Below are 24,290 nucleotides of genomic sequence, written 5' to 3' on the forward strand. Positions count from 1 at the left end.
TTCCACCGTGCCGGGCCGAGTGCAGGCCGAGAGCCGGGTGCCGGACGTTCGGCACGGTCTTGTGGCTCACGGGGCGGGCATAAGATCGTTGCATGACGCGCACCCTTTTCTCGATGACCCCGACTCGAGCAGGGTCGGAGTCGACGGGCGCCACGTCGACCAGCAGCGCGCCCACCACGAGGGCCGCCGCGATGCGCAGCGCCTGCCCCCTCGCGTCGAGCTGCTCGTGCGTGTTCACCAAGGTCCAGGGCCAGACGGTGATGCTCAGCCCGTCGACCAGCAGCTCGCTTCACGCTGAGGTCACCCACTGGACCGACCTCGGGTACGCGGTCGTCCGCTCCGATGCCGGCGAGGTCGTGCTCGAGCGCCGCCGTCTGCTGGGATTCTGCGTCAACGCCGCCCTCACGGCCGTGACCGGGCTTCTCTGGCTCGCCTACTGGATCCCCCGCACCCGCCACCCGCGCGTCGACGTCGTGACCCTGACGGTCACGCCCGGCGGCGACGTCGCCACCTCCGCGGTCCTCGACCGGCGCTGAGCGTCCGCGCGGCGGCGACTCCGGCGCCGCACGGCGCCCAGCCCGCTCCGGCGCATCCGGCGGGAGCCCTTGGTCGCCCGGGACGGCAGTGGCTGCCCTAAGTGTTTTAGGTCTGAACCTAACGGTGTTAGGGTGACGGCATGCCCCGCACCCCGCTCACCCCGCAGACGATCGTCGCCGCGGCCGCCGACCTGGCCGACCGCGACGGATTCGACGCCATCGTCGTCTCGGCCGTCGCCCGTCAGCTCGGCGTGCAGACGGCCAGCCTCTACGGGCACGTGCGCGACCGCGAGGCGATCCTGTCGGGGGTGCAGGAACTCGCCCTCGCCGAACTGGCCGACGCCGTCGGCGCCGCGATCGCCGGCCGCAGCCGCCGTGACGCCCTCGTCGCGATGGGCGACGCGCAGCGCGACTTCGCCCGCGCCCACCCCGGCCGGTGGGAGTCGCTGCAGCGGCGCGCCGACACGGGGGTCGTGCGATCCGAGGCCGCAGCCCGCGTGTCAGGGCAGACCGTCGCCGTGCTGCGCGGCTACCGCCTCGCCGACGACGACATCGTGCACGCCGCCCGCATGTCGGGCGCGACCGTCGCCGGGTTCGTCGCGCTCGAGCGCACCGGCGCCTTCGATCACCGCGACCAGAGCGTCGACGAGTCGTGGCGCCGCTCCATCGACGCCCTCGACGTCGTCTTCACCAGCTGGACCCCGAGCGTCGAGGAGGGCGCCTCATGATCCCCGTCGACATCACACCCGCTCATCTCCGCGGCAGCGCCACCCTCGAGCCGAGCGACCGCGGGTTCCGCCTGCACCGCCTGCCCGAGTGGGTGCGCACCCGCCACGCCGACGGCCAGCTCACCCTGGTCGAGTCGCAGCCGTCGGGCGTCCGCGTGGCCTTCCGGACCACAGCCACCGCCGTCGAGCTCACCCTCCACCCGACCCGCGTCGCCTACCGGGGCGCCGACCGCCCGCGCGGGGTCGTCGACCTCCTCGTCGACGGCGCGCTCGTCGCTCGCGACACGATCGCCGGCGGAGACGCCGTCGAGGTCGATCTGACGACCGGCCAGAGCACGTTCCGCCAAGGCGAGCCGCACGTCGCGCGCTTCGAAGGACTGCCCGCCGACGACAAGCTCGTCGAGCTCTGGCTGCCGCACAACGAGACCGTCGAGCTCGTGACCGTGGCCGCCGATGCGCCCGTGCGGCCCGACGAGACGCGCTCGCCCGTCTGGCTCCACCACGGCAGCTCGATCAGCCACGGCTCGAACGCCGCCTTCCCCAGCGAGATCTGGCCCGCGATCGCCGCCCGGCGCGCCGGCGTCGATCTGCAGAGCCTCGGCTTCGGCGGCAGCGCCCTCGTCGACCCGTTCATGGCCCGGGTCATGCGCGACACCCCGGCCGACGTGATCAGCGTGAAGCTCGGCATCAACGTCGTGAACGCCGATGCGATGCGCCTGCGGGCGTTCGCCCCGGCGGTGCACGGGTTCCTGGACACGATCCGCGACGGCCACCCCGACACGCCCCTGCTGCTCGTGTCGCCCCTCTTCTGCGGCATCCACGAGTCGACGCCCGGGCCCGGAGCCTTCGACCCGGCATCGATCGGAACAGACCAGATCCGCTTCATCGCCACCGGCGACCCGGCCGAGGTCGCCGCCGGGCGCCTGACGCTCGAGGTGATCCGGCGCGAGCTCGAGGCCGTCGCCGCGAGTCGCTCCGACGACCCGAACCTGCACTTCCTCGACGGGCTCGACCTGTTCGCAGCCGCCGACGCAGCAGAGCTCCCTCTGCCCGACGGCCTCCACCCCGGCCCCGAGGCCCACCGCCGCATCGGCGAGCGGTTCGCCGACCGGGCATTCGGCACCGAAGGCCCCTTCGAGAGAGTGGCACGTGCACTCTCTCCGAAATAGTGCAATCATTCATCGGTGACCTCCGACCCCGACGCGCGCCAGCTCCGCGTCCGCTCCGCCCTGGTCTCGCAGGCGCGCCGCCGCACCGCCGAGTCGGGCCTGAGCGGCTTCACCGTCCAGGAGCTCTGCGACGGCGTCGGCATCTCGCGCCGCACCTTCTTCAACTACTTCCCGACGAAGGAGTCCGCGGTGCTCGGCGTCGAGAACAGCTTCGACGACGACCTGCTCGGCGCCTTCCTCGAGGCCCGCGACCGTGATGCGAGCTCACGGCGACCGCTCGTCGACGACCTGACCGACCTGGCCGTCGAGCACTTCGCCGCGATGGGCCCGACGGCGTCCGACCTCGACGACCTCGTCGGCGCCCTGCAGCGCGAGCCGAGGCTGATCACGGCGATGATCCAGTCGGGTCGAGCCGAGCAGGAACTGCTGATCGACCGCATCACCGCCCGCCGGGGCCACCCCGACCGCGTCGAGGTCGAGGTCGCGCTGGTCGCCTTCCAGGCTCTCGTGCGCCTCGCCTTCGAAGCCGTCCTCCGAGGGGACGACGACGTCGCCTTCGCCGACCTCCTGCACGCGCGGGTCGAGTCGGCCCGGGCCCTGTTCGCTCCCCCTCCCCCGACCTCTGCCACAGCCGCAGCGACGAGAAGCCTGGTGCACACGACATGACGACCGAGAAGACCGCCGCCCCCACGACCGGCGACGGCCCGCTGCTGCTCACGCAGCGCCGCATCTGGATCATCTTCGCCGCGCTCATCGCGGGCATGCTCCTGTCGAGCCTCGACCAGACGATCGTGTCGACGGCCATGCCGACGATCGTCGGCCAGCTCGGCGGCGTCGAGAACCAGGCCTGGATCACCACGGCCTACCTGCTCGCGACGACCATCGTCATGCCGATCTACGGCAAGTTCGGCGACGTGCTCGGGCGGCGCAACCTCTTCCTGATCGCCATCGCCATCTTCACGATCGCATCTGCAGCCTGCGCCTTCTCGACCGACTTCTGGATGTTCGTCGTCTTCCGCGCCATCCAGGGCCTGGGCGGCGGCGGCCTGATGATCCTGTCGCAGGCGATCATCGCCGACATCGTGCCGGCGTCCGAGCGCGGCAAGTACCTCGGTCCGCTCGGCGGCATCTTCGGCCTCGCCGCGGTCGGCGGACCCCTGCTCGGCGGCTTCTTCGTCGACCACCTCACCTGGAACTGGGCGTTCTACATCAACATCCCCGTCGGCATCGCGGCGTTCGCGATCGCCTGGTTCACCCTGACGCTGCCGAACAAGAAGGCGACCCGCAGGATCGACGTCGGCGGGGTCGCGCTGCTCTCGATCACGACCGCCTGCCTCATCTTCTTCACCGAGTTCGGCGGCAACGCCAAGCACGGCTGGGATGCTCCCGAGACCTGGCTCTTCGGCGCGGGCCTGCTCGTCGCCGGCACCCTGTTCGTGCTCGTCGAGAACCGAGCCGACGACCCGATCATCCCGCTGTCGTTCTTCACGAACCGCATCTTCGTCATCGCGACGGCCATCGGCTTCGTGCTCGGAATCGCCATGTTCGCAGCGCTCGCCTTCGTTCCGACCTTCCTGCAGATGGCGTCCGGCGCCTCGGCGGCGGCGTCCGGCCTCCTGCTGCTGCCCATGATGGTCGGCCTCATCGGCATGTCGATCCTGTCGGGCCAGGTCATCGCCAAGACCAACCGCTACAAGGCGTTCCCGATCATCGGCACCGTGCTCGTCGGCGTCGCCATGTTCCTGATGACGACCCTGACCGCCGACACCCCGATCTGGCTGATCTGCGTGTTCCTGTTCGTCTTCGGTGCCGGCCTCGGCTCGATCATGCAGGTGGTCGTGCTCGTGGTGCAGAACTCGGTCCCCGCGAAAGACGTCGGCACCGCGACCAGCACGAACAACTACTTCCGGGAGGTCGGCTCGGCCCTGGGCGTCGCCGTCTTCGGCGCGATCTTCACGAGCCGACTGACCGAGAAGCTCACCGACGTGTTCACGGGCGCCGGCGCCTCAGCGTCCGACGCGGCGTCGTCGACCTCGACGCTCGACCCCGCCGCCCTGAACAAGCTGCCGACCGCGATCCACGACCTCATCGTGGCCGCGTACGCCGACTCGCTCGCCCCGGTGTTCTGGTACCTGATCCCCCTCGTCGCGATCGCGTTCGTGCTGTCGCTGTTCCTGAAGGAGATCCCGCTGTCGGACGTCTCGGGCATGGTGGCGCGCGGGGAGGCCATCTCGGGCGAGGAGGCCGAGCGCCTCGAGGCGGAGCGCCGCACCGGGTCGGAGTCGGCGGCGCCGGGCGCTTAGCGTCGAGGAGCTCAACGAGCATCGCGCCCGCCGCCTGTAGCCTGCGTCCATGAAGCTCGCGATCCTCGGCGGCGGCGGGTTCCGCGTGCCGCTCGTGTTCTCGGCCCTCGTCGGCGACGACGGGACCATCGACGTCGTCGCGCTGTACGACACGTCGGCCCAGCGCCTGGCGGTCATCGTCCACGTGCTCGAGCAGATCCGCCCGTCCGGTCACCCGATCCGGATCGAGCCGACGACCGTGCTCGACGAGGCGCTCGCGGGGGCGTCCTTCGTGTTCTCGGCCGTCCGGGTCGGCGGCACGGCGGGGCGCGCGGCCGACGAGCACGCGGCACTCGACCTCGGCGTGCTCGGCCAGGAGACCACCGGCCCCGGCGGAATCGCCTACGCGCTCCGCACCATCCCCGTCGCCATGCACGTCGCAGAGCGGGTGGCGGCGGTGTGCCCGACCGCGTACGTCATCAACTTCACGAACCCGGCGGGCATGATCACCGAGGCGATGCAGACCGTTCTCGGCGACCGCGTCATCGGCATCTGCGACACCCCGAGCGGCCTCGGCCGTCGCCTCGCGGAGCTCCACGGCGTCGAGCCCGCCCGCGTCCACCTCGACTACGTGGGCCTCAACCACCTGGGCTGGCTGCGCCACGCGACGGTCGACGGCCGCGACCTCGTCGCCGAGACCCTCGCCGACGAGGCGCTCCTGGGCGGCCTCGAGGAGGCCGGCGTCTTCGGCATCGACTGGCTGCGCACCCTCGGCTCGCTGCCGAACGAGTACCTGCACTACTACTACGACGATCGCGACGCTGTGGCCGCGATCACCGCGCAGCCCGCGACCCGCGGCGACTACCTGCACGAGCAGCAGCACCGGTTCTACGAGACCGTCGCCGCCGACCCCCTCGTCGCGCTGGACGCCTGGCACAGCACCCGGCTCGACCGCGAGGCGACCTACATGCAGGAGGCGCGCGCCGACGACGAGCAGCGCCCGAGCCTCGAAGGAGGCGGCTACGAGCGGGTCGCGCTCGACGTCATGCGGGCCATCGCCTTCGACGAGCGGGCGACGATGATCGTGAACGTGCGCAACGGCACCGTCCTGCCGGCCCTGCCGCCCGACGCGGTGATCGAGGTGCCGTGCCTGGTCGACGCGGCCGGAGCGCACCCGCTCGCCACGACGGCGCCCGGCCCCACCGAGGTCGGCCTGATGCTCCAGATGAAGGGCGTCGAGCAGCTGACGATCCGCGCCGCCCTGGAGCGCGACCGCCGCCTGGCCTTCACGGCGCTGGCGCTGCACCCGCTCGTCCCGTCGACCCGACTCGCCGGCTCGCTGCTCGAGGCGTACGAGCGCAACACGCCCGGTCTGTTCAGCTAGCCGGCGGCGGGTGGCCAGTTCCTGCGCCCCAGCACGGATGTTTCGCGCAGGTTACGCCGGGTTGCAGCCCGATTGGCCAGGCCGTGTCGAACCCGGGCACCCTGAGACGTCGCCGAGTCACCACGAGACGCTCGGCGAATTTTCACCGCACCGGAAAGAGGCCCGCCATGTCCGTCCCCACCACCCCGAACGGCTCGCCCCCGCAGCTCCCGGCCCGCGAGCGCAACCGCCGCCCGCTGATCATCGGCATCATCGCCGCGATCGTCGTCATCGCGATCGTCGTCGTCATCATCGTCGTCAACCGCCCGTCGTCGTCGACGACCGGCGAGGCGAAGACCGTGTCGATCGGCGTCGCCGACGGGTCCGAGCCGTACTGGAAGACCTACTCGAAGCTCGCGAAAGAGAAGTACAACGTCACGATCAAGCTCGTCAACTTCTCGAACTACACGCAGCCGAATCCCGCGCTCTCGCAGGGGCAGCTCGACCTCAACGAGTTCCAGCACATCCAGTACCTGGCCAACTACAACGTGACGACCGGCGACGACCTCCAGCCGATCGGCGCCACCGCCGTCTACCCGCTGCCGCTCTACTCGACCAAGTACACCGACGCGTCCGACCTGCCCGCCGACGCCAAGGTCGCCGTTCCGAACGACGCCGTCAACGAGGCGCGCGGCCTGCTCGTGCTCCAGGCTGCCGGCCTCCTCACCCTGAAAGACGGCGGCACCGCCTTCTCGACGGTCACGGACATCGAGACCCACAAGGTCGACGTCACCGCCCTCTCGGCCGACCAGACGGCGGGCGCCCTCAAGAGCGGCTCGGTCGCCGCGGCGATCGTCAACCAGAACTTCGCCACCCAGGCCGGCCTCACCGCGAAGCAGGCGATCTTCAAGGACGACCCCTCGTCGTCGAGCGCCGCGCCCTACGTCAACGTGTTCGTCGCCGCCAAGAAGGATGCCGACAACGAGCTCTACCTGAACCTGGCGAAGCTCTACCACACGGCCAGCGTCGAGAAGGGCGTGCAGGAGGCCAACAACGACACGGCCGTGTTCCGCCAGACGAGCGCCGCCGACCTGCAGAAGGAGCTCGCCACCGTCGAGTCCGACGCCAAGGCTGCGTCGAAGTAGTGACTGGCGAAGCGCTCGTCCGGCTCGAGGGCGTCAGCAAGGTCTACGACACCCCCGCCGGGCGGCGCACCGCGGTCGACGACGTCTCGCTCGAAGTCCAGGCCGGCGAGATCCTCGGCGTCATCGGCTACTCCGGAGCCGGCAAGTCGACGCTGGTCCGCCTCGTGAACGCGCTCGAGCTCCCGACCTCCGGCCGGGTGTTCATCGGGGCGCAGGAACTCACCGCCCTCTCCGAGCGCGACCGCCGCGGGGTCCGCCAGGGCATCGGCATGATCTTCCAGCAGTTCAACCTGTTCCGCTCGCGCACCGTCGCCGGAAACGTCGCCTACCCGCTGCGCGTCGCCGGCCTCGGCAAGGCGGAGCGCGACGCCCGCACCGCCGAGCTTCTCGACTTCGTCGGGCTGCTCGACCGCGCGCACAGCTACCCGGAGCAGCTCTCGGGCGGCCAGAAGCAGCGTGTCGGCATCGCCCGGGCGCTCGCGACGAACCCGCGGCTGCTCCTGGCCGACGAGGCGACGAGCGCGCTCGACCCCGAGACCACCGCCGACGTCCTGGCGCTCCTCAAGCGGGTCAACCGCGACCTCGGCGTCACGATCATCGTCATCACGCACGAGATGGACGCCATCCGCGCCATCGCCGACCGCGTGGCGGTCATGGACGGCGGCCGGATCGTCGAGAGCGGCCCGGTCTACGACGTCTTCGCGAAGCCGACCACGCCGGCCGCGGCGCGCTTCGTCCGGTCGGTCCTGCAGGATCGCCCCTCTCCCGAGACGCTCGAGCGCCTGCGGCAGAGCCACCCCGGGCGGATCGCCACCGTGCAGGTCGCCGAGATCCCCGGCTTCATCGGGGTGGTGACCTCCGCGTTCGCGGAGCACGGCGTCACGGCCGACCTCATCTTCGGCGGCATCAGCGAGCTGCAGCAGCGGCCCGTCGGCGCCCTGACGTACGAGCTCGCCGGCGACGACGCGGCGATCGACGCCGCCCTCGACGGGCTTTCCGCCCGCGGTATCGACTGGAACGAGGAGCGCTGATGGACTTCTTCCTCAGCAACATCGACGTGTTCGTGACGGCCATCGGGCAGACGCTCTACATGGTGGTCATCTCGATCCTGATCGCCGGGATCCTGGGCCTTGCGCTCGGGATCGGCCTCTACGTGACGCGGCCGGGCAACCTGCTCGGCAACCGGGTCACCTTCACGGTGCTCAACGTCGTCGTCAACATCGTGCGCCCGATCCCGTTCGTCATCTTCATCGCCGCCGTATCGCCCCTCACGTCGGCGGTCGTCGGCACGACGATCGGCCCGAACGCGGCCACCTTCGCGCTGTCGCTCGCGGCCGCCTTCGCGGTGTCGCGCATCGTCGAGCAGAGCCTCGTCGGCATCGAGCCCGGCGTGATCGAGGCGGCCCGGGCCGTGGGCGCCGGCCCGATCCGCATCATCTTCACCGTGTTGATCCCCGAGGGGCTCGGACCGCTCATCCTCGGCTACACCTTCATCTTCGTCGGCATCGTCGACATGTCGGCCCAGGCCGGCCTCATCGGCGGCGGCGGCCTCGGCGACTTCGCGGTCACCTACGGCAGTCAGCGCTACAACTGGCCGGTCGTCTACATCACCGTCGCGACGATCATCGTGCTGGTGCAGCTCGGCCAGTTCGGGGGCAACGCGTTGGCGCGTCGGGCGCTGCGTCGTTAGAAGCGGCCGCAGGCGCCCGTCGTTAGAACCGGCCGCAGGCGCCAGACGTGAGAAGCGGCCGCAGGCGTGGGTCAAGGCGGCGGTGTGGGCGGGTCCGGGTCGGATCGGGCGGGTCTCCGGAGACACGCCGAATCCGACCAACCCCCGCCGAAGCAGTGCGTGCCGACAGCGGGGCAGGCGGCAGCAGCCGCCCGATCAGGCGACGTGCCAGACCGGCCCCGCCTGCGTGCTCGACGGGTAGGCCGACGCGATGCGCGCCACGGCCTCGCGCAGGGTGTCGGGCGAGCAGGCCAGGTTGAGGCGGGCGAAGCCCCGGCCCTCGGCGCCGAATCCGAGACCCGAGTTGAGCGCGACGTAGGCGTTCTCACGGAGGGGCACGGCGGGGTCGTCGCCCAGGCCGAGGCCGCGGAAGTCGAGCCACGCCAGGTAACCGGCCCGCGGGCGGTGGTAGACGACGCCCGGCAGCTGCTCGGCGAGCAGGGCGTTCAGGAGCCGGTCGTTGGCTACGACGCGGGCGATCGCCTCGTCGAGCCAGTCGACCGCCGTCGAGAAGGCGGCGATGTTGGCGTGCAGCCCGAGGATGCTCGTGCGGCAGGCCACCTCGTCGTTGAACGTGTCGAGCAGGGCGGCCGAGCGGTCGTCACCAGCGACGACGACGGAGCACTTCACGCCGGCGAGGTTCCAGCCCTTGCTGGCCGACGTCACGACGACCGAGCGGGCGCCGGCCGAGGCCGCGATCGGCGCGAACGGCGAGAAGACGACGCCGGGGTGGGTCAGGGGGCCGTGGATCTCGTCGCTGATCACGAGCACGTCGTACTTCGCAGCGAGGTCGGCGAGCGCCCGCAGGGTCGCGGGCTCGTGCACGAGGCCGACCGGGTTGTGCGGGTTGCAGAGCAGGAAGACGCGCACCCCCTGCGCGAAGGCCTGCTCGAGCCCGGCGAGGTCGAGGCTCCACACGCCCCACTTCTCGAGCAGCGGGATGGTCTCGACCTGACATCGGGCCTCCTCGACGAGCTCGAAGAAGGGCGGGTAGACGGGAGGCGCGATCGCGACGCGGCCGCCGTCCGGGAACGCGACGCGGAGGGTCTCGACGATGCCGACGCTGACGTCGGTGGCGATGTGGACGCGCTCGGGGGCGACGTCCCAGCCCCAGCGGTCGGCGGCGAAGCGGGCGAAGGCGGGCGCGAGAGGGCCGGGGCCGTCGAGGTAGCCGAGGTCGGACGACCGGACGCGCGCGATCAGCGCCTCCTCGATGGCCGGAGCGATTCCGTAGTCCATCTCGGCGACGAACAGCGGGAGCACGTCGGGGGCGAAGCGGGTCCACTTGATGCTGGTGCGGGCGGCACGGATGTCGTGCGTCGGGTCCAGCTCGTCGATGCGGTCGGCCATGAAACAATCGTCCTCCCTCACCGCCGCAATAGCGACCCGCGCGTCACGCGGCGTCGCACCCGCGCCCCTCCCTCCCCCGCCCCTCCTCCCTCGCCCCTCCTCCCCCGCCCCTCCTCCCCCCCTTCCCGGCCGGTGAGGGGTCGCTGGTTGCTGGCGGCGAGGCTCGCGCCGAGCAAGCAGCGACTCCTCACCGGCCGGCGGGTGGGCGCGCGCGCAGGCACAGGCGCAGGCGCGCAGGCGCAGGCGCAGGCGCGCGCCTGCGCGCAGGTAGGCTCGGCGGATGGTCACCGTCGTGCTCCCCTGGCGCCCTCAGCCCTCCCGTCTCCCCGCGTTCGACGATGTCCGGGCCTGGTACGCGGCGAACCTGCCCGACGCCGAGGTCGTCACGGTCGACAGCGACGACGACGTCTTCGTGCTCGCCCGCTGCCGCAACCTGGGCGTCGCGGGCGTTGCAGACGGCGACGTGGTCGTGATCGGCGACGCCGACACGATCCCGGAGCTCGCACCTCTGCGCGAGGCGATCGCGGCCGCCCCGGCCTCGGGTGTGGTCCATCTCCCCTACGACGAGTACCGCTGGCTGGGGCGCGAGGGCACCGCCGCGTTCCGTGATGGCACGCCCCTCGCCGACTGCGACTTCGAGCTCGTCCGCGGGGCCTGCTCGGGCGTCTACGTGACGACCCCGGAGACGTGGCGGAGCCACGGCGGCCAGGACGAGCGATTCCGCGGCTGGGGCTTCGAGGACGCCGCCTGGTACGTCGCGCACGAGACGCTCCTCGGCGAGCCCCCACGGCGCCATGCCGGCCGCGTCTTCGCCCTGCATCACACCGCCGAGGTCCGCGAGGGTCCCGACTACGACGCGAACGCCGCGCTGATGCAGCGCTACCGCAACGTGTCGGGCGACCCCGAGGCCATGGCCCGCTTCGTGTTCGACGTGACCGCGTCGAACGCGCGGGTCCGCCCCGGGCTCTGACGCAGGTCCTGCGCCAACCGCACCAGCCCGTCCGCGGGCAGTGCGAACACTGTGCGCAGCGCGTCTTCCAGCTCGCCCGCCGTCGCCGTGTTGGGAGCGAGCGCGACCCCGAACCCGGCCCGCTCGATGGCCTCTGCACCGGCGAACTGGTCGGTCGAGAACGGCAGCACGAGCAGCGGCACGCCCGCCGTCATCGCTTCGGTCACGCTGTTGTTGCCACCGTGGGTCACGGCCGCGGCCGCCTTTCCGAGCAGGGTCACCTGCGGTAAGAACTCCCTCACGAGCCAGGTCGCAGGAACTGCCCCGAGCTCGCCCCGGTCAGCCGATCCGAGCGCCACCGCCGCCCGCAGCCCCAGCGAGCTCAACGCCGTGACGACGCGCGCGACCACGTCGGCCCGCACCGACAGGAATGATCCGAAGCTCACGTAGACGAACGGCTCGTCTGACGACGCCAGCCACTCCTCGACCTCGGCGTCGGGCGGCTCGACGCGCACGGACGACCCGAGGAACGCGTGGGGCGGAAGCGGGCGCGCCGGGTCGTGCAGCTCAGCGGGGTAGTTGAGCAGGAGCAGCTCCCCGTGCTCGGAGAACGCCGACTCGCTGGGCGGGGCCTGCGGGTCGAGCTCGGCGAGCGCCGTATTCCACTCGGCCGTGAACGACTCGCTGACCCGCTCGCACAGGTCGCGCAGCTCGCGGAGGGCGTCGGCGTCCGGGCTGAAAGCCCGCGGCCACGACGGCGGGTAGCCGTAGACCTCGCCGGCGACGGGCAGCGCACTCGGATGGCCGAGAACGACGTCGGCGTACGGGATCCTGCCCGCGGTCAGTGCGAGTCGGGCGCTGTATGCGAGGTGATCGACGACGATGTGGTCGGGCTGCACCTCGTCGATGACGCGCAGCACCGCGCGCGCGGTCTCGACCGGCTGCCACATGAGGTCGGTCAGCCGCTCGGCCGCCTGGTAGGCGAGCGTCTCGACCATCCCCTCGCGGGTGGCGTCGAAGAAGCCGCGGAGCGAGTCGTCCTCGCCCTCGGGCTGGTCCTCGGCGCGGATGATCCCGGGGTTCGACCCGCGCGCCAGGGCGAGGTCGACCCGCTCGAACCCGAACGACTCGACGATCGACGCGGTGGCGCTGCCGGTGGCGACGACGACGCGCTCGCCCCGCTCGAGCCAGGCCGTGCCGAGGGTGGCCAGCGGGAGCAGGTGCGACGCGTAGTCGGGACTGATGATCAGCAGTGTCATCGTGCCGCGAAGCTCCAGTCGCGCAGGGCGGCCTCGTCGTCGTGGACGCCCCCGTAGACCGAGCCGAGTGCCGCCGCCATCGCCTGGATGGTGAAGTCCTTCTCGACGGTGCGGCGCGACCGGGCGGCACGATCCTCCGAGGGCTCGGAGCCGCTGGCGCGCAGTGCGCCGTCGACGGCCGCGCCGAGCTGCGCCTGGTCCCACGTCTGGGTGAGGAAGCCGGTGACGCCGCGCTCGACGTAGGTCGCGGGGCCGCCGCCGTCGGGAGCCACGACGAGCAGGCCCGACCCCATCGCCTCGAGCAGCGCGATGCCGAACTCCTCCTTCAGGCTTCCGCACACGTAGACACCGCGACCGGAGCTGAGACCGGGCAGGCCGAAGCGCGCGGCGGCGACCCAGCGGGCGACGGTGTCGTTGGGGCGGTGCCCGGGCAGGATCAGGCCGGCGTCACGGCGTCGGTCGACGGGCACGACGGCGTCCATCAGCGCGAGCTGCTCGCGCTCGTCGCCGCTCGGCGCCTCGAGGTTGCCGCCGATCACGAGGAGGTTGGCGCGATCACGCAGGTCGCTCTCGGCCCAGGCCGACACGATGGTGGCCATCCCCTTGACCCGGTGCAGACGTCCGACGCTCACGATCAGCGGCAGCGAGCGGCGCGCCTCGGGGAGCTCCCCGACGAGCTCGCGGAGCTCGGCCAGGGGCACGCTGGCCTCGGCGCCGTCGGCGTGAGCCCGGGCCTCGGCCACGGCCCGGTCGACGACGACCAGGTCGATGCCCTCGGGCACGACGGTGTGACGCTCGGGGTGCGCCGTGATGTCGATGCCGACGAGCTCCCGCATGTCGCACTCGAGCGAGGGGCGGGGAAAGAGCACGGTGTGGGCGGCGTCGGCCGCGAGTTCCTGCACCAGCCGGCTTCGGAACCAGTAGTGCTCGCGCTCGTCGACCTCGCCGAAGTTCTCTCTCGTCACCGAGCCCGACAGGTCGAGCGACTGGATGACCGCGTGCGGATCGGGCGCGACCGTGAAGACGACGGGCACGTCGAGCTCGCGGGCCACGTCAGCCGCCGCCAGGCTGCCCACGTCGGCCATCCGAAGGTGCAGCACGTCGACCCCGCCGCTGGCGCGCAGGATCCGGCGGATCCCCCGTCGGGCCGCGACGCGCAGGGGCCACGCGTCGGCCGACGCCACGGGCTCGCTGAGGAGCGGGATCCGGCCGTAGTGGTGGCCCGACTCGGAGGCCGCGATCTCGGAGACGCTCTCGATCGCTCCCGCCACCGATCCGCGGGAGAGGGTGAGCACGCGGTCGACCGACTCGGTCCGCGCCAGCTCGTCGCCCAGGCGGACGAGCAGGGTCGCGATGCCGCCGTTGTCGCCGCTGCCCGCCTGGGTGAGGTCGGCGTCGATGTCGGCGTGCAGGAAGAGCTGGGCCACGGTGAGGCCCGATGCCGGAGAACCCGTGCCGTCGGCGCTCCGCTCGGTGTCGTCTCCGCCGGCAGCGAGGTCGACCAGCGCCATGCGAGCGACCTGGGCCAGGAACCCGTCGCCGGCGCAGAGTCCCTCGACGGCCCTCGCCGCGCGACGGTCGCCGCGCCGCTGGCCGAGGGCGGCGACGGCGGCGACGCGGACCCGCTCGTCCTCGCGGGCGTCTTCGGCAAGGGAGAGGAGAGGCCGGGTGGCGACCGCCCCGCGGACGAGTCCGAGCGTCTCGACCACCCGGTAGCGGGCTGCGACGTCGCGGACGCCCAGGAGCGCCCCTTCGAGGCCGACGGCCACGAGGTCGGGCACCTGCGGCGACCACTGCTCGAGGGTGCGCTGCGCGACCATGCCGCCGAATCCGCCGCCGACCACGAGCCCGACGAGGCGCCCGATGGTGTCCGCCCGCGGGAGACGCGAGCCCAGGGCACCCGCGGCGTGCTCGCGCAGGAATCCCCGCTCGCTCGACAGGAGGGCGGACAGGAGGGCGTCGGCCTGCTCGTCGACGACCTCGGCCAGAGCATGGGTCGCGGCGATCGCGGTGAGCTGGTCGTCGCCCCCGATCGCGTCGGCCAGGAGGCGGATCGTGCGGACGCCGCCGGTGCGTCCGGCCTCGAAGGCGAGGTCGTCGGCGAGCCGCATCGCATCGATCAGGCGGTCGGCTTCTCGGACGGCGTCGAGCGAGGTCTGGATTCCCATGGTGCGTCGGCTTTCGAAGGGATCGGGGTACAGGGGTACACGCCTCATGACGAAGCCTGCGACGGAACTCTAGGCCGTCGAGATGCATTCCGCCTCTCGTCGAGTCAGTAGCATCGGACGGCCCCCTTCGCTCAACCCTTCCGGAGACGCTCGTGCACATTGTCCTTCTCGGCGACGTCGGAATCCTCGACGACATGATCCACATCGGCGACGAGGCCATGTTCGAGGAGTTCGCGAGCCAGCTCCGGCGCCGCGGCGCGACCGACATCGTCTCCCTCTCGTCGAACCCCACTGAGACCGCTAGCCGCTACGGCGTCTCGGCGGTGCCGTCGATCGGCTTCCACCCGGCGTCGTTCGCGGCGAGCGGCGCGGACGTCCGCCCCCTGCAGGAGGAGCGGATGCGGCGGGTGATCGAGGCGGCCTCCGGCGACGCCGCGGCGCTTTCGGACGGCGACCCGGCGTGGGAGGTCATCGACGCCGTGCGCTCCGCCGATGCCGTCGCCGTCTCGGGTGGCGGCAACATGGCGTCGATCTGGCCGATGCACATCTTCGAGCGGGCCACGCTGGCCGCTCTGGCCCGCGTCTTCGCCAAGCCCTTCGTCGTCAGCGGGCAGACGATCGGCCCGGAGCTGGTCGGAGACGACCGGCGGCTCGTCGTCGAGCTGCTCGGCTCTGCGCGACTCGTCGGGCTGCGCGAGCGGGCCTCTCTCGCACTCGTCCACGACCTGGGCGTGAGCGGCCCGGGCGTCGTGGCGACCATCGACGACGCCAGCTTCCTCGCCGTCGCCGCCGACGCCGCCGACGGCGACGACGCCGTCGCGGCACCTCCGTACTGCTCGGTCACCCTCGCAGCGCACGTCGGCGACTCCGACCGGGACGCCTTCGCCGCCGGGATGGCCCGCCTGCTCGACCGCATCGCCGACGAGACCGGGCTCGAGATCGTGTTCTTCGCGCACTTCAGCGCCCTCGGCGGCGGCGACGAGCGGGGAGACTCGCTCGCGCACCGGCGGGTCATCGACCGGATGACCCGCCCCAGCAGGATCGAGCGGACCACCGACAGCGCAGCCGCCGCCCGCTTCGCCCGCGGAGCCTCCCTCAGCGTCTCCAGCCGGTACCACCCGGCCGTCTTCGCGGTCGCCGCCGGCGTCCCCACGATCGGCATCGCCGTCGACGACTACACGACCGTCAAGCTCACCGGGGCCCTCGGCAACTTCGGCCAGACCGGCGTCGTCCGGGCGTCCGATGTCATCGACGGCAGCGCCGCCGCTCGGGCCGTCGAGGTCTGGCAGGCCCGCGACTCCATTCGCGCCGCCTGGGCCGCGCGGATCGAGTCCGTCCGCGCCGCCTCCGTCGCGTGGTGGGACTCGGTGGCACGCGCCCTCGCCGGCCGCTGACTCTTAAGCCGCAATCAGCCGCTGAGGGGTCGCTCGTTGCTGGCGCTGACGCCCGCGCCGAGCAACCAGCGACTCCTCACCGGCCTTTACGGGGGACGCGGGAGGGGGGCGGGCGGGAGGAGGGGGCGGGGACGGCGCGTCAGGTGGGGAGGACGGGGCGCTGGCGCTGGCGCGCCGCGTAGACGGCGGCCACGACGGCGCCGACGACCAGGATGCCGGCGAGGATCCCGATCGCGGGCACGACCCCGACGGTGGCTCCGGCCACGCCGAGAGTGACCCCGCCGCCGGTGCGGAGGCCCGACGCGAACATCCCGTAGACGCCGAGGGTGCGGCCGCGCTCGGCGGCCGGGGCCTCCAGCTGCACGACGCTCTGCGCCGTCGACATCGACGCGATCTCGCCGACGCCGGCCACGACGAGGGCGATCAGAGCCAGCACGAAGCTGCCGGTGAGCGCGAACGCCGCGATGGCCCCGCCGAAGACGATCGTCGCCACGACCGCGGTGCGGAGGTTCGGCTTGGCGACGCCGGTGGCCTCGAGCAGGAACCCGCCCACCACGCCGCCGATGCCCATCGCGAACAGCAGCGAGCCGTAGGTGAGGTCGCCCGACGATCCGGCGCCGAGCCGCTCGGCGAAGACCGGCATCGACGAGGGCAGCGCGTTGCCGATGGTGATGGCCATCAGCCCGGAGATGACGATCATCGCGATGATCAGGTGGTTCGAGCGGATCCGCCCCAGCACGAGCAGAGTGTCGCGCAGCGTGACCCGCGGGGCCTTCTCGAGGTCGGCCGCGTCGCGGATATGCCCGGTGAACTTCGTCCGGATCATCAGGATCGTCATCGGCAGGTAGATCAGGACGTTGGCGTAGATGCCGCCGATCGGCCCCAGCCAGAGCAGGAGCGCCGAGCCGACCACCGGGCCGAGCAGGAGCCCGACGCTCTGGAAGGTCGCGTTCATGCGGACGGCGCTCGGGAGGTCACGCCGCTCGACGAAGTCGTGCAGCAGGAGCTGCTCGGCGGGGGCCCAGAGGGTTCCGGCGACGCCGTGCAGCACGAGCAGGATGCAGGCGGCCCACACCGTCAGGCTGTGAGTCACGAAGAGCGTGCCCCAGCCGATCGACACCAGCATGAACAGCACCTGCCCGGCCTGGATGATCCTGCGGCAGTCGTACTTCTCGGCGAGCGAGCCCGACCACACCGACAGCAGCAGGAACGGCAGCCAGTGGCTGATGATCTGGAACCCCACCAGCGCCGGCGAGTGGAACGTCTGCCACAGCACCCAGTACGTGATGACGTGCTCGGTGTTGTCGGCCATCATCGACAGGCCCGACGTGAAGAGGTACGGGCGCGAGTCGCGGTTGCGGAGCGCGGCGAAGCGACGCGGGCCGCCTTCGCGGAGGTCGGGGAGCGTGGGCTCGAGTTCGTGCATGGGGTCCTGCGTCAGTCGGCATCGGTCGGCGGGGTATGTTGCCGACGCCAACATACTGCCCCGGCGAGGCGCTGTCGACGGGGGTGGGGCAGTTCCTGCGCCCGGTTCGCCCTAGGCCGTGGCGGTCGCCGCCGACGCGCGCCTGTGGAGGGCATTGCCGATCGCCCGCACCACGAGGGCGAGCACGACGAACGCGATCAGCAGCACGACGCAGTAGAGGGCGACGCCGCCGTAGCCGCCGACCGCGCCCGGGTTGAAGAACGGGTAGCAGTAGAAGCCGACGATGGCGCCGCGCACGACCGAGTAGGCCGTGTAGACGACCGGCACGGCGACCCACGACAGGGCCGTGCGGAGCGCGACGCGGTGCCGCGGCGGCAGCAGCAGCCAGTCGAGCACGACGACCAGCGGCATGAGCATGTGGTGCACCACGTTGACCCACGGCGTCAGGTCGCCGAGGTCGGCGTCGCGGAGCAGCGTGTTGAAGACGATTCCGACGAAGGCCATGTAGACGACCGAGGCTCCGCGCACGGTCTCCCACGTCGGGGTGCTCGGAATCCGGCGCAGGATCCGCACGGCCCCGACGACGAAGACGACGCTCGCGAACAGATTGCCGAGCGTGGTGAAGTAGCTGAAGAAGTTGACGAGGCCGAAGTCGCTCCTCACCGCGATCACCAGCTGCGTGATGACGCCGGCGACCGACGCGGCCGCGAGAAGAAGGCGGACCGCGACGGCGGCGGTGTTCACGGGGCTGGGCGCGCCGGGGTTCGTCATGCGCCCACAGTAGCCGCGCCTCACCAGGGGATGGCCGCCCGCGTACTTCAGCGTCAAGGGCGTTCGCGACACGTGCATCGGGATCCTCGGCCTCGTGCTCGTGCTCACCGGCCAGACGCACGCTCTCGGCCTCTTCATGCTCGTCTTCACGCTGATCCCCGTCGCCGACGCCGTGATCGTCCTGCGGAACGGCGGCACGCGAGCCACCGCCTTCGGCATTCACGTGTCGACGGCCGTTCTCGTTCTCGCCGACGCCGTGCTGCTGCTGATCGCCGCATGACCGATCCTGCTGGGTCCGTCACCTGGCCGGCCTCCGAGCCCGCCAGCTCGGGCACTGGGGGCACTTCTGCCCTGCCCCGATCCCTCCCCAGGAAGGCGGCGTATCCTCCAGGTATTCGGCCCTGACCTTGCCGAGTCAGCCTCGTTCTCTGACGAACGATCGCCCCGACTGCACCGTTGCAGGCGGCCCGGCAGCCTCGCAAGCGTCCTGACGTTCAAGGAGGCTACCCCGTGCAGACCACGCTCAAGGCCGATGTCATCTCGGCGCGACTCGACATCCTCGCGAAGCTCGACTCCTCCCCCGAGGTCTCGTTCATGGAGCGCGCGCGGTTCCGACTCCGCGTCTTCGGGATCGTCGAGGCTCTCGACCGAGGCGACATCACGTCGTCGACGGCGGCCGACCGCCTGACGGAGCTGCGCCGGGAGATCGGCTAGTAGCACGCCCGCCGGACGCCAGCGTCGCTCCCGACTCGTCTTCGAGGAGTCGAGCGGCGGCCAGCTCGCCGAACCCCGCGCCGAGCCGCCGGCGTGCCTCTTCGTGGATCGCGAGCACGAGCGCGGACAACTCGAACGGCGTGGCGGCCGCCGACGCACTGTCGCGGAGGATCTCGAGCTCCTCGACGGCCCGGTCGACACGGAACGAGTCGAGGTAGTCGCCTTCGAGGAGCGCGTCGACGTGCTCCGCCAAATACGCACTCGCCCCCGGGACGTCGCGGAGGATCGGGACGAGACGCTGCGGCTCCAGCCCGAGCGACCTGCCCAGCAGCAGCACCTCGGTGGTGGCCACGACCTGCCCGAACCACAGCAGGTTGGCGAGCAGCTTCACGACGAGCGCATGCGCGGGGTCGTGACCCACGACGGTCACGGCGCAGGATCCGCCGAGCGCCGTGAGAACCGGCGTGGCGAGGGCGATGGCGGTTGCGGATCCTGCCGCCCAGAAAGCGATACGGCCCGAGCGCGCGTCGGCGGGCGATCCGCGCAGGGCTGCCGCCGCGAACTCCACGCCCCGCCTGCGGGATGTCTCGGCCTCGCGGCTCACGACATCCGGCGCAGCGGTCGTGAGCTCGATCCAGAGCATGCCGGGACGGAGGAGCGCTGCGAACGCGCCCTCGTCGAGCAGAGCGACTGCCTCCGCTGATCCGGGCAGGACGGTCAGGAGCGTGTCGCTGTGATGGACGAGGCCCTCGCGCGAGGTCGCGACTGCCAGTCCCTGCTCCCTGGCCGCGTGGCGTCGCGCTTCGTCGATGTCGAGCACACGCACGTCGGCACCGCCGGCCGCCAGGGATCGGGCGAGGGGAAGCCCCATCGCTCCGACCCCGAGCACGCCGATCCTCCCGAGAGGACGGGCGATTACTTCACCGGACCGTAGAACGCCTCGACCTCGGCGAGCTCGCGCTCGGCGGTCTCCTGAATGAGCGCGAGGAGGTCCTTGTCGAGGCCCGGCGAAAACTCCTCGAGGCGCTCCGGCGAGATGACGGACGGCACGCCGGTCGGGGCCTGCTCCGTGGCCGTCAGGTCCGTGCCGTCCTTCGACGGCGAGGTGCCCTGGAAGATGCGTCCGGCCTCCGACTTCCCGTCGAGATCGAAGCTGTACTGCTTGCTCTGAAGACCTAGATCGACGAGCTTCTTGACCTCCGGGAACCGCTCCGCGTTCGTCTTCGGAATCGGCAGCAGGGTCTTCCAGTCGACCCCGAGGGTCTCGAGGGCCTTGGCGTAGGCGTTCTCGTGCGCCTGGTCGCGGACGATCAGGTAGGCGAGCGTCCCTCTGGCCGTCGGGTTGTCGGTCATCTCGTAGATGCGGCACTTCTGCAGACGGCCGGTCGACTCGAGCATCACGTTGTAGAGGAGGTCGAGGGGGAGGTTGCCGGAGTTGTAGACGTAGCTGCCCGACCAGGGGTTGCCCGCCGAGTCCACCGGCAGGGCGCCCTGCGCGCCGACGAGGTAGTGGTGGATGTTGCCGGTGTCGAGAGCCATGCTCAGCGGCGTCGCGCCGCCGGCACCCGGCTTGTCGAGCGGGTCGGTGATCTTGCCCGTGTACTCGGGCGATCCGTCGAGCAGGTGAGAGATCGTGGTGCCGATCAGCTCGACGTGGCTGATCTCCTCCGTGCCGACACCCTGGATCAGGTCGCGATACGGCTTGGCCGCCGCACCCCGGAAGTTCATGGCCTGGAAGAGGTACTGCATCATCGTGCGCATCTCGCCGAACTGGCCGCCGAGCCCCTCTTGAAGTGCATTGGCGGCGGCAGGATCCGGCTCGCCGTCGGCGATCTCGTTGATCCAGGTCTGGGCGTGGAAGTACATGGTCGACCCCTTCTCGACCGGAGGCGAGGTGCCGCCGCTCTCTGCCCTGCCTACGCGGCCGGGTCGGCTGAGGGCGGGGGCTTGCCACGGGTGCCTCCCCTGCGTAGAACCTCCGCGGCGGGAGCTGATCGACGGGCCGAAGTCACCGGGCCGGCGAGAGGGACCGCAGGTGGTCTGCGGGGCGCCGGAGCTCGCGGCCGAGCGGCTGGGAGTTCCGGCGCGACGGCCGGGCGGCGCGTAGCGTCTCGTCTATGAGCACCGACGACCAGACCACGCCCCTCATGGACGGCAGCGACGACGCGACGAACGACGAGAAGCTCGCCGGGCTGATCGAGCAGGTCGACAACGACCACGGCGACGAGGGCGCCGGGGCCATGGCAGACCACCTGCGCGACCGGATGGACGAGACGAAGGTCGACCCCGAGAGCACCGACGATCCGGCGCTCGGGGCGGAGTAGGCGATGGCCGACCTGGACTCCGTCCGCTGGAACGACGAAGCTCGCGGCAAGATCCTCGCGGATGCCGATGGCGTTCTTCGCGATGCCGTAGCCGACGTCGCGCGCGACTATGCCGGAGACGGCTGGGAGGCCGCATTCCAGTCGCTCAACGAGCGTCTCAAGACACGCTTCATCGACTACGAGCCGGGCCCCGACGTGCGCAAGTTCGCCGAGATGATCGCGGCGGGCGACTTCGCCTAGTTCCCCGCGCCAGAAGCGGCCAGGCACGCGCGGGCGCGCTTCACACCACCCAGGCCCGAGCCCGGGGAGTGGCGCGTGCCGACCCGGTGCGATCGAACGCGATGACGTCGACCGGGTGCGCGGCCGTCAGCGCGTCGAGGTCGGCCGCCGAGCCCGCCGCGATCGCCGTGGCCAGGACATCGGCGGTCACGATGTCGTCCGCGGCGACGGTGACCTGCGTGAACTCCTCGGCGCCGCGCCGCCAGATGTGCTCGCCCCGCTCGGCGGTCCCCGAGGTCGCGACCGCCCGTCGGGTGCCTGTCAGGTCGACGAGGCCCGCGAGGCGGTCTCGAGCCGCAGGATCGACCACTCCCACGCTCCAGGCCATCTGCTCGTGCTCTCCCCGCGCGAGCACGTCGCCGCCCACGGCGAGCATCCAGTCGTCGGCGCGCTCGTCCAGCAGGAGCCCGGCCTCGTCCATCGCCAGCGCCTTGACGACGCCCGACAGGTCGATGACGCCGTCTGGACGATGCGGCGTGAAAGCGCCGCCGGTCCGGTTGCGCCAGTCGATCGCGAGGGCGTAGGCGTCGAGGACCGCGGGCCCGGCGGCCACCAGGGCCAGCTCGCCCCGAGCGATCCGGCTCAGGGGGGACGCCTCGTCGTAGAGGCTGAATCTCTCGTCGTACCGACGGAAGACGCCCTCCACGGCGTCGTAGTCGGTCGGCGCGAGCGCAGAGTCGGGGTCGCGGAGGCTGACCACCGTGCCCATGGTGCCGAAGACGTGGACGGTCACAGCCCCGCCTTGTCGATCGCGGCCTGGAGCGACGTGATGTAGCCCTGGCTGGTGTACGTCGCGCCGCTGACCGACTGGATGCTCGCCGACTGGGCGCTCAGCGCCTCGGTCCGCAGGATCGGGGCGGCGTAGTTGCTGATCTGCACGGAGCGCCCCCCTTGGTCCGTCAGCTGCAGCGCCCTGACGTCGGTGATCCTTCCCGCCGCGATGACGATCTCGACCTGCATCGGCCCGAACTGCGTCTGGACCGTCGTGCCGGCGAACGTGCCCGAGACCGACGTCTTCGAGGAGCTCGTGCCGCCGGACGTGCTGCTCCCGGAGGCCGAGCTGCCGGACGACGCCGACGGGCTCGATGACGGCGTCGACGGCGTCGACGAGCCGGATCCTGCGCCAGGAGCAGCCGAGCCGGCCGACGACGCCGACGTGGCCGCGAGCTGCTGGGCACCGATCTGCCAGCCGACGCTGACGATGGCGGCCGAGGCGATGACGCCGCCGGCGAGTGCGCGTGCTCTCATGATGCGAACCTCTCCTGGTGGATCTGGTGCTCGGGGACTCCGGCGAGACGTGCGTCGCGGGCGACGAGGTCGGCCCAGGCCTGTGGGCCGCAGATGTAGACGTCCGACTCCAGCAGGTGCGGGAAGGTCGAGACGAGGGTGACCCCGCGACGGAAGTCGTCGGCGGACTGCCACGCAGCGGCACCGGCCGGCCGGGCCCCCATCATCGCGAACAGCTCGCTGCGGGTGCGTGCGGCCAGGTCTGCGACCTCGTCCCAGAGGTAGCGCTGATCGGCGTCGGAGCCTCGAAGCAGGATCGTGGCCTCTCCTGGGCGGAGGTCGGAGTCTTCGAGCAGGGCCCGCACCGGCGTGATGCCGATGCCCGACGCCACCAGGGACAGATACGGGGCGGTGCGCGCACGGGAGGTGAAGAGGCCGTAGGGACCCTCGAGCGAGACGAACGCGCCGGGGCGGATCCGGCCGAGTCGCCGCGATCCTGCGCCCAGGTCGCGGACAGTGATCCGGGCGGTGTCGCGACCGGGCAGCGCCGAGAACGAGACGGGGTGGGCGTGAAACCAGGTGCGGGCGGTCCAGAACCGCCAGATGCCGAACTGGCCGCCCTCGACACCGAGCCGGTCGAGGTCGCGTCCGGCGAGGTGGATGGAGTAGACGCCCGGCGCGATCGGCTCGACCCCGGTGACGCGGATGCGGTGTCGGAAGGTCGCGATCAAGGGCATCGCGAACCGGTAGACGACCACGGCTGCGAGCACGACGACGTAGAGGGTGATCCAGTAGACGCGCTGCCAGGTGCCCGAGACCAGGACGCTGCCGACGCTCAGCTGGTGCGGAAGCGCCACGGCGACGGCGGCGTAGGTGAGCAGGTGGATGCCGTGCCAGACCTCGTACGGCAGCTTTCGACGCACGGCGACGAGCGACGTCACGACCACCGTGACGAACAGGCCGAGCGACAGGTAGGCCAGGGGCATGTCCTCCACCGTCGTGAACAGCGAGAGGGTCTCGCCGACCGGGTTCATGCGATCCGACAGGCCGTAGCCGACGGTCAGGAGCAGGCCGTGCGCGAGGAGGAGGTAGAGGACGGGCTTGCCGAGCGAGCCGTGGACCGCGATGGCACGGTCGTGACCGAAGAAGCGGTCGACGACGGGTACGCGAGCTGCCAGCAGGATCATCACGAGGACCAGGTCAGTCGCGACGAGGCCCGCGGCGATCCCCGCGGCGGTCACGACGCCCGCCGGGCCGGCGATGTCATGGGCGCCGGGCGAGGCGAGGTACAGGGCGACGGCGATCGCCGCGGACGCCCAGACGAGGATGGTGAGCAGGTCGACGACGACGCTGCGACGTCGGCGGTCACGGCGACGTCGGCGGGCGTCGGCGACGAACGACTGGGCGGGCGGCCGAGCGAACGCGGAGGGCGGCGCCTGGCGGGTGGCGGTCGACGTCATGGGATCTCCTTGGGACG

General features: G+C 71.6%; 24 protein-coding genes and 1 pseudogene. 15 read left to right on the top strand and 10 right to left on the bottom strand.

Going from position 1 to position 24,290, the window contains the following annotated elements; genetic code table 11:
• The first annotated feature begins 92 nt into the window (after positions 1-92).
• From AC07TY_RS17635 to AC07TY_RS17675, 9 genes are all read left to right on the top strand, one after another.
• Positions 93-536, top strand: a complete 444-nt coding sequence (locus tag AC07TY_RS17635) for a hypothetical protein (protein WP_488624283.1) — start codon at positions 93-95, stop codon at positions 534-536.
• 140 nt (positions 537-676) lie between these two features.
• Positions 677-1,264 carry a TetR/AcrR family transcriptional regulator gene (locus AC07TY_RS17640; RefSeq protein WP_488624284.1) on the top strand — a complete coding sequence of 196 codons (588 nt, stop codon included), beginning with the start codon at positions 677-679 and terminating at the stop codon, positions 1,262-1,264.
• Complete coding sequence (locus AC07TY_RS17645; RefSeq protein ID WP_494786169.1) at positions 1,261-2,433, top strand: GDSL-type esterase/lipase family protein; 1,173 nt, start codon at positions 1,261-1,263, stop codon at positions 2,431-2,433. Before AC07TY_RS17640 ends, AC07TY_RS17645 begins: the two co-directional genes overlap by 4 nt.
• Positions 2,434-2,448: 15 nt before the next feature.
• The gene (locus AC07TY_RS17650; RefSeq protein WP_494786170.1) at positions 2,449-3,099 is read left to right on the top strand and encodes a TetR/AcrR family transcriptional regulator; all 651 of its coding nucleotides are present in this window, start codon (positions 2,449-2,451) and stop codon (positions 3,097-3,099) included.
• Positions 3,096-4,736, top strand: a complete 1,641-nt coding sequence (locus AC07TY_RS17655; RefSeq protein ID WP_494786171.1) for an MDR family MFS transporter — start codon at positions 3,096-3,098, stop codon at positions 4,734-4,736. The genes AC07TY_RS17650 and AC07TY_RS17655 overlap by 4 nt, the downstream gene beginning before the upstream one ends.
• Before the next feature lie 49 nt (positions 4,737-4,785).
• Positions 4,786-6,099 (top strand): 6-phospho-beta-glucosidase, encoded by a 1,314-nt coding sequence (locus AC07TY_RS17660; protein WP_494786172.1) that lies wholly within the window; start codon positions 4,786-4,788, stop codon positions 6,097-6,099.
• A 167-nt stretch (positions 6,100-6,266) separates the two neighbouring features.
• Positions 6,267-7,223, top strand: coding sequence for a MetQ/NlpA family ABC transporter substrate-binding protein (locus tag AC07TY_RS17665; protein ID WP_494786173.1), 957 nt, complete (start codon positions 6,267-6,269; stop codon positions 7,221-7,223).
• Entirely contained in the window at positions 7,223-8,254 is a 1,032-nt protein-coding gene (locus tag AC07TY_RS17670) for a methionine ABC transporter ATP-binding protein (protein ID WP_123507197.1), read from the top strand. Before AC07TY_RS17665 ends, AC07TY_RS17670 begins: the two co-directional genes overlap by 1 nt.
• Positions 8,254-8,913: a methionine ABC transporter permease gene (locus tag AC07TY_RS17675; protein ID WP_123507198.1), complete on the top strand. Its 660-nt coding sequence runs from the start codon at positions 8,254-8,256 to the stop codon at positions 8,911-8,913. The genes AC07TY_RS17670 and AC07TY_RS17675 overlap by 1 nt, the downstream gene beginning before the upstream one ends.
• Before the next feature lie 195 nt (positions 8,914-9,108).
• On the opposite strand, the gene AC07TY_RS17680 is transcribed toward AC07TY_RS17675, so the two are convergent.
• Positions 9,109-10,302 (bottom strand): MalY/PatB family protein, encoded by a 1,194-nt coding sequence (locus AC07TY_RS17680; protein WP_494786174.1) that lies wholly within the window; start codon positions 10,300-10,302, stop codon positions 9,109-9,111.
• Between the two features lie 280 nt (positions 10,303-10,582).
• Here AC07TY_RS17680 and AC07TY_RS17685 point away from each other — a divergent pair, with 280 nt between their 5' ends.
• Complete coding sequence (locus AC07TY_RS17685) at positions 10,583-11,272, top strand: hypothetical protein (protein WP_494786175.1); 690 nt, start codon at positions 10,583-10,585, stop codon at positions 11,270-11,272.
• On the opposite strand, the gene AC07TY_RS17690 is transcribed toward AC07TY_RS17685, so the two are convergent.
• Both AC07TY_RS17690 and AC07TY_RS17695 read right to left on the bottom strand, forming a co-directional pair.
• Positions 11,182-12,510, bottom strand: a complete 1,329-nt coding sequence (locus AC07TY_RS17690) for a nucleotide disphospho-sugar-binding domain-containing protein (protein WP_494786176.1) — start codon at positions 12,508-12,510, stop codon at positions 11,182-11,184. The genes AC07TY_RS17685 and AC07TY_RS17690 overlap by 91 nt on opposite strands.
• On the bottom strand, positions 12,507-14,678 hold the full coding sequence (locus AC07TY_RS17695) for a glycosyltransferase (RefSeq protein WP_494786177.1): 2,172 nt from the start codon (positions 14,676-14,678) through the stop codon (positions 12,507-12,509). The genes AC07TY_RS17690 and AC07TY_RS17695 overlap by 4 nt, the downstream gene beginning before the upstream one ends.
• Before the next feature lie 152 nt (positions 14,679-14,830).
• Between AC07TY_RS17695 and AC07TY_RS17700 the strand changes: the two genes are divergently transcribed.
• Entirely contained in the window at positions 14,831-16,072 is a 1,242-nt protein-coding gene (locus AC07TY_RS17700) for a polysaccharide pyruvyl transferase family protein (protein WP_494786178.1), read from the top strand.
• A 139-nt stretch (positions 16,073-16,211) separates the two neighbouring features.
• Here the strand turns inward: AC07TY_RS17700 and AC07TY_RS17705 are convergent, their stop codons facing one another.
• Positions 16,212-17,498, bottom strand: a complete 1,287-nt coding sequence (locus AC07TY_RS17705; RefSeq protein WP_494786179.1) for an MFS transporter — start codon at positions 17,496-17,498, stop codon at positions 16,212-16,214.
• A 111-nt stretch (positions 17,499-17,609) separates the two neighbouring features.
• Positions 17,610-18,269, bottom strand: coding sequence for a Pr6Pr family membrane protein (locus AC07TY_RS17710; protein WP_494786180.1), 660 nt, complete (start codon positions 18,267-18,269; stop codon positions 17,610-17,612).
• Between the two features lie 52 nt (positions 18,270-18,321).
• Here AC07TY_RS17710 and AC07TY_RS17715 point away from each other — a divergent pair.
• Positions 18,322-18,549, top strand: a pseudogene (locus tag AC07TY_RS17715) (DUF4267 domain-containing protein); the annotation flags it as partial.
• A 230-nt stretch (positions 18,550-18,779) separates the two neighbouring features.
• Positions 18,780-18,983 carry a hypothetical protein gene (locus tag AC07TY_RS17720; protein WP_494786181.1) on the top strand — a complete coding sequence of 68 codons (204 nt, stop codon included), beginning with the start codon at positions 18,780-18,782 and terminating at the stop codon, positions 18,981-18,983.
• Here AC07TY_RS17720 and AC07TY_RS17725 read toward each other — a convergent pair.
• Positions 18,928-19,872 carry an NAD(P)-dependent oxidoreductase gene (locus AC07TY_RS17725; protein ID WP_494786182.1) on the bottom strand — a complete coding sequence of 315 codons (945 nt, stop codon included), beginning with the start codon at positions 19,870-19,872 and terminating at the stop codon, positions 18,928-18,930. The genes AC07TY_RS17720 and AC07TY_RS17725 overlap by 56 nt on opposite strands.
• Before the next feature lie 26 nt (positions 19,873-19,898).
• Positions 19,899-20,849: a manganese catalase family protein gene (locus AC07TY_RS17730; RefSeq protein ID WP_123507208.1), complete on the bottom strand. Its 951-nt coding sequence runs from the start codon at positions 20,847-20,849 to the stop codon at positions 19,899-19,901.
• A gap of 251 nt (positions 20,850-21,100) precedes the next feature.
• Between AC07TY_RS17730 and AC07TY_RS17735 the strand changes: the two genes are divergently transcribed.
• Positions 21,101-21,307 (top strand): hypothetical protein, encoded by a 207-nt coding sequence (locus AC07TY_RS17735; RefSeq protein WP_488624303.1) that lies wholly within the window; start codon positions 21,101-21,103, stop codon positions 21,305-21,307.
• Positions 21,308-21,310: 3 nt separating this feature from the next.
• Positions 21,311-21,547 carry a hypothetical protein gene (locus tag AC07TY_RS17740; RefSeq protein ID WP_494786183.1) on the top strand — a complete coding sequence of 79 codons (237 nt, stop codon included), beginning with the start codon at positions 21,311-21,313 and terminating at the stop codon, positions 21,545-21,547.
• 40 nt (positions 21,548-21,587) lie between these two features.
• Here AC07TY_RS17740 and AC07TY_RS17745 read toward each other — a convergent pair whose 3' ends face one another.
• The 3 genes from AC07TY_RS17745 to AC07TY_RS17755 are packed head-to-tail and all read right to left on the bottom strand — an operon-like array spanning position 21,588 to position 24,273.
• Entirely contained in the window at positions 21,588-22,319 is a 732-nt protein-coding gene (locus tag AC07TY_RS17745; protein ID WP_494786184.1) for an FAD:protein FMN transferase, read from the bottom strand.
• Positions 22,316-22,834 carry an FMN-binding protein gene (locus AC07TY_RS17750; protein ID WP_494786185.1) on the bottom strand — a complete coding sequence of 173 codons (519 nt, stop codon included), beginning with the start codon at positions 22,832-22,834 and terminating at the stop codon, positions 22,316-22,318. Before AC07TY_RS17750 ends, AC07TY_RS17745 begins: the two co-directional genes overlap by 4 nt.
• Positions 22,831-24,273: a ferredoxin reductase family protein gene (locus AC07TY_RS17755; protein WP_488624307.1), complete on the bottom strand. Its 1,443-nt coding sequence runs from the start codon at positions 24,271-24,273 to the stop codon at positions 22,831-22,833. The genes AC07TY_RS17750 and AC07TY_RS17755 overlap by 4 nt, the downstream gene beginning before the upstream one ends.
• Positions 24,274-24,290: the final 17 nt, after the last annotated feature.

This window comes from Frondihabitans sp. GW821-FHT04F02, from assembly GCF_059420045.1.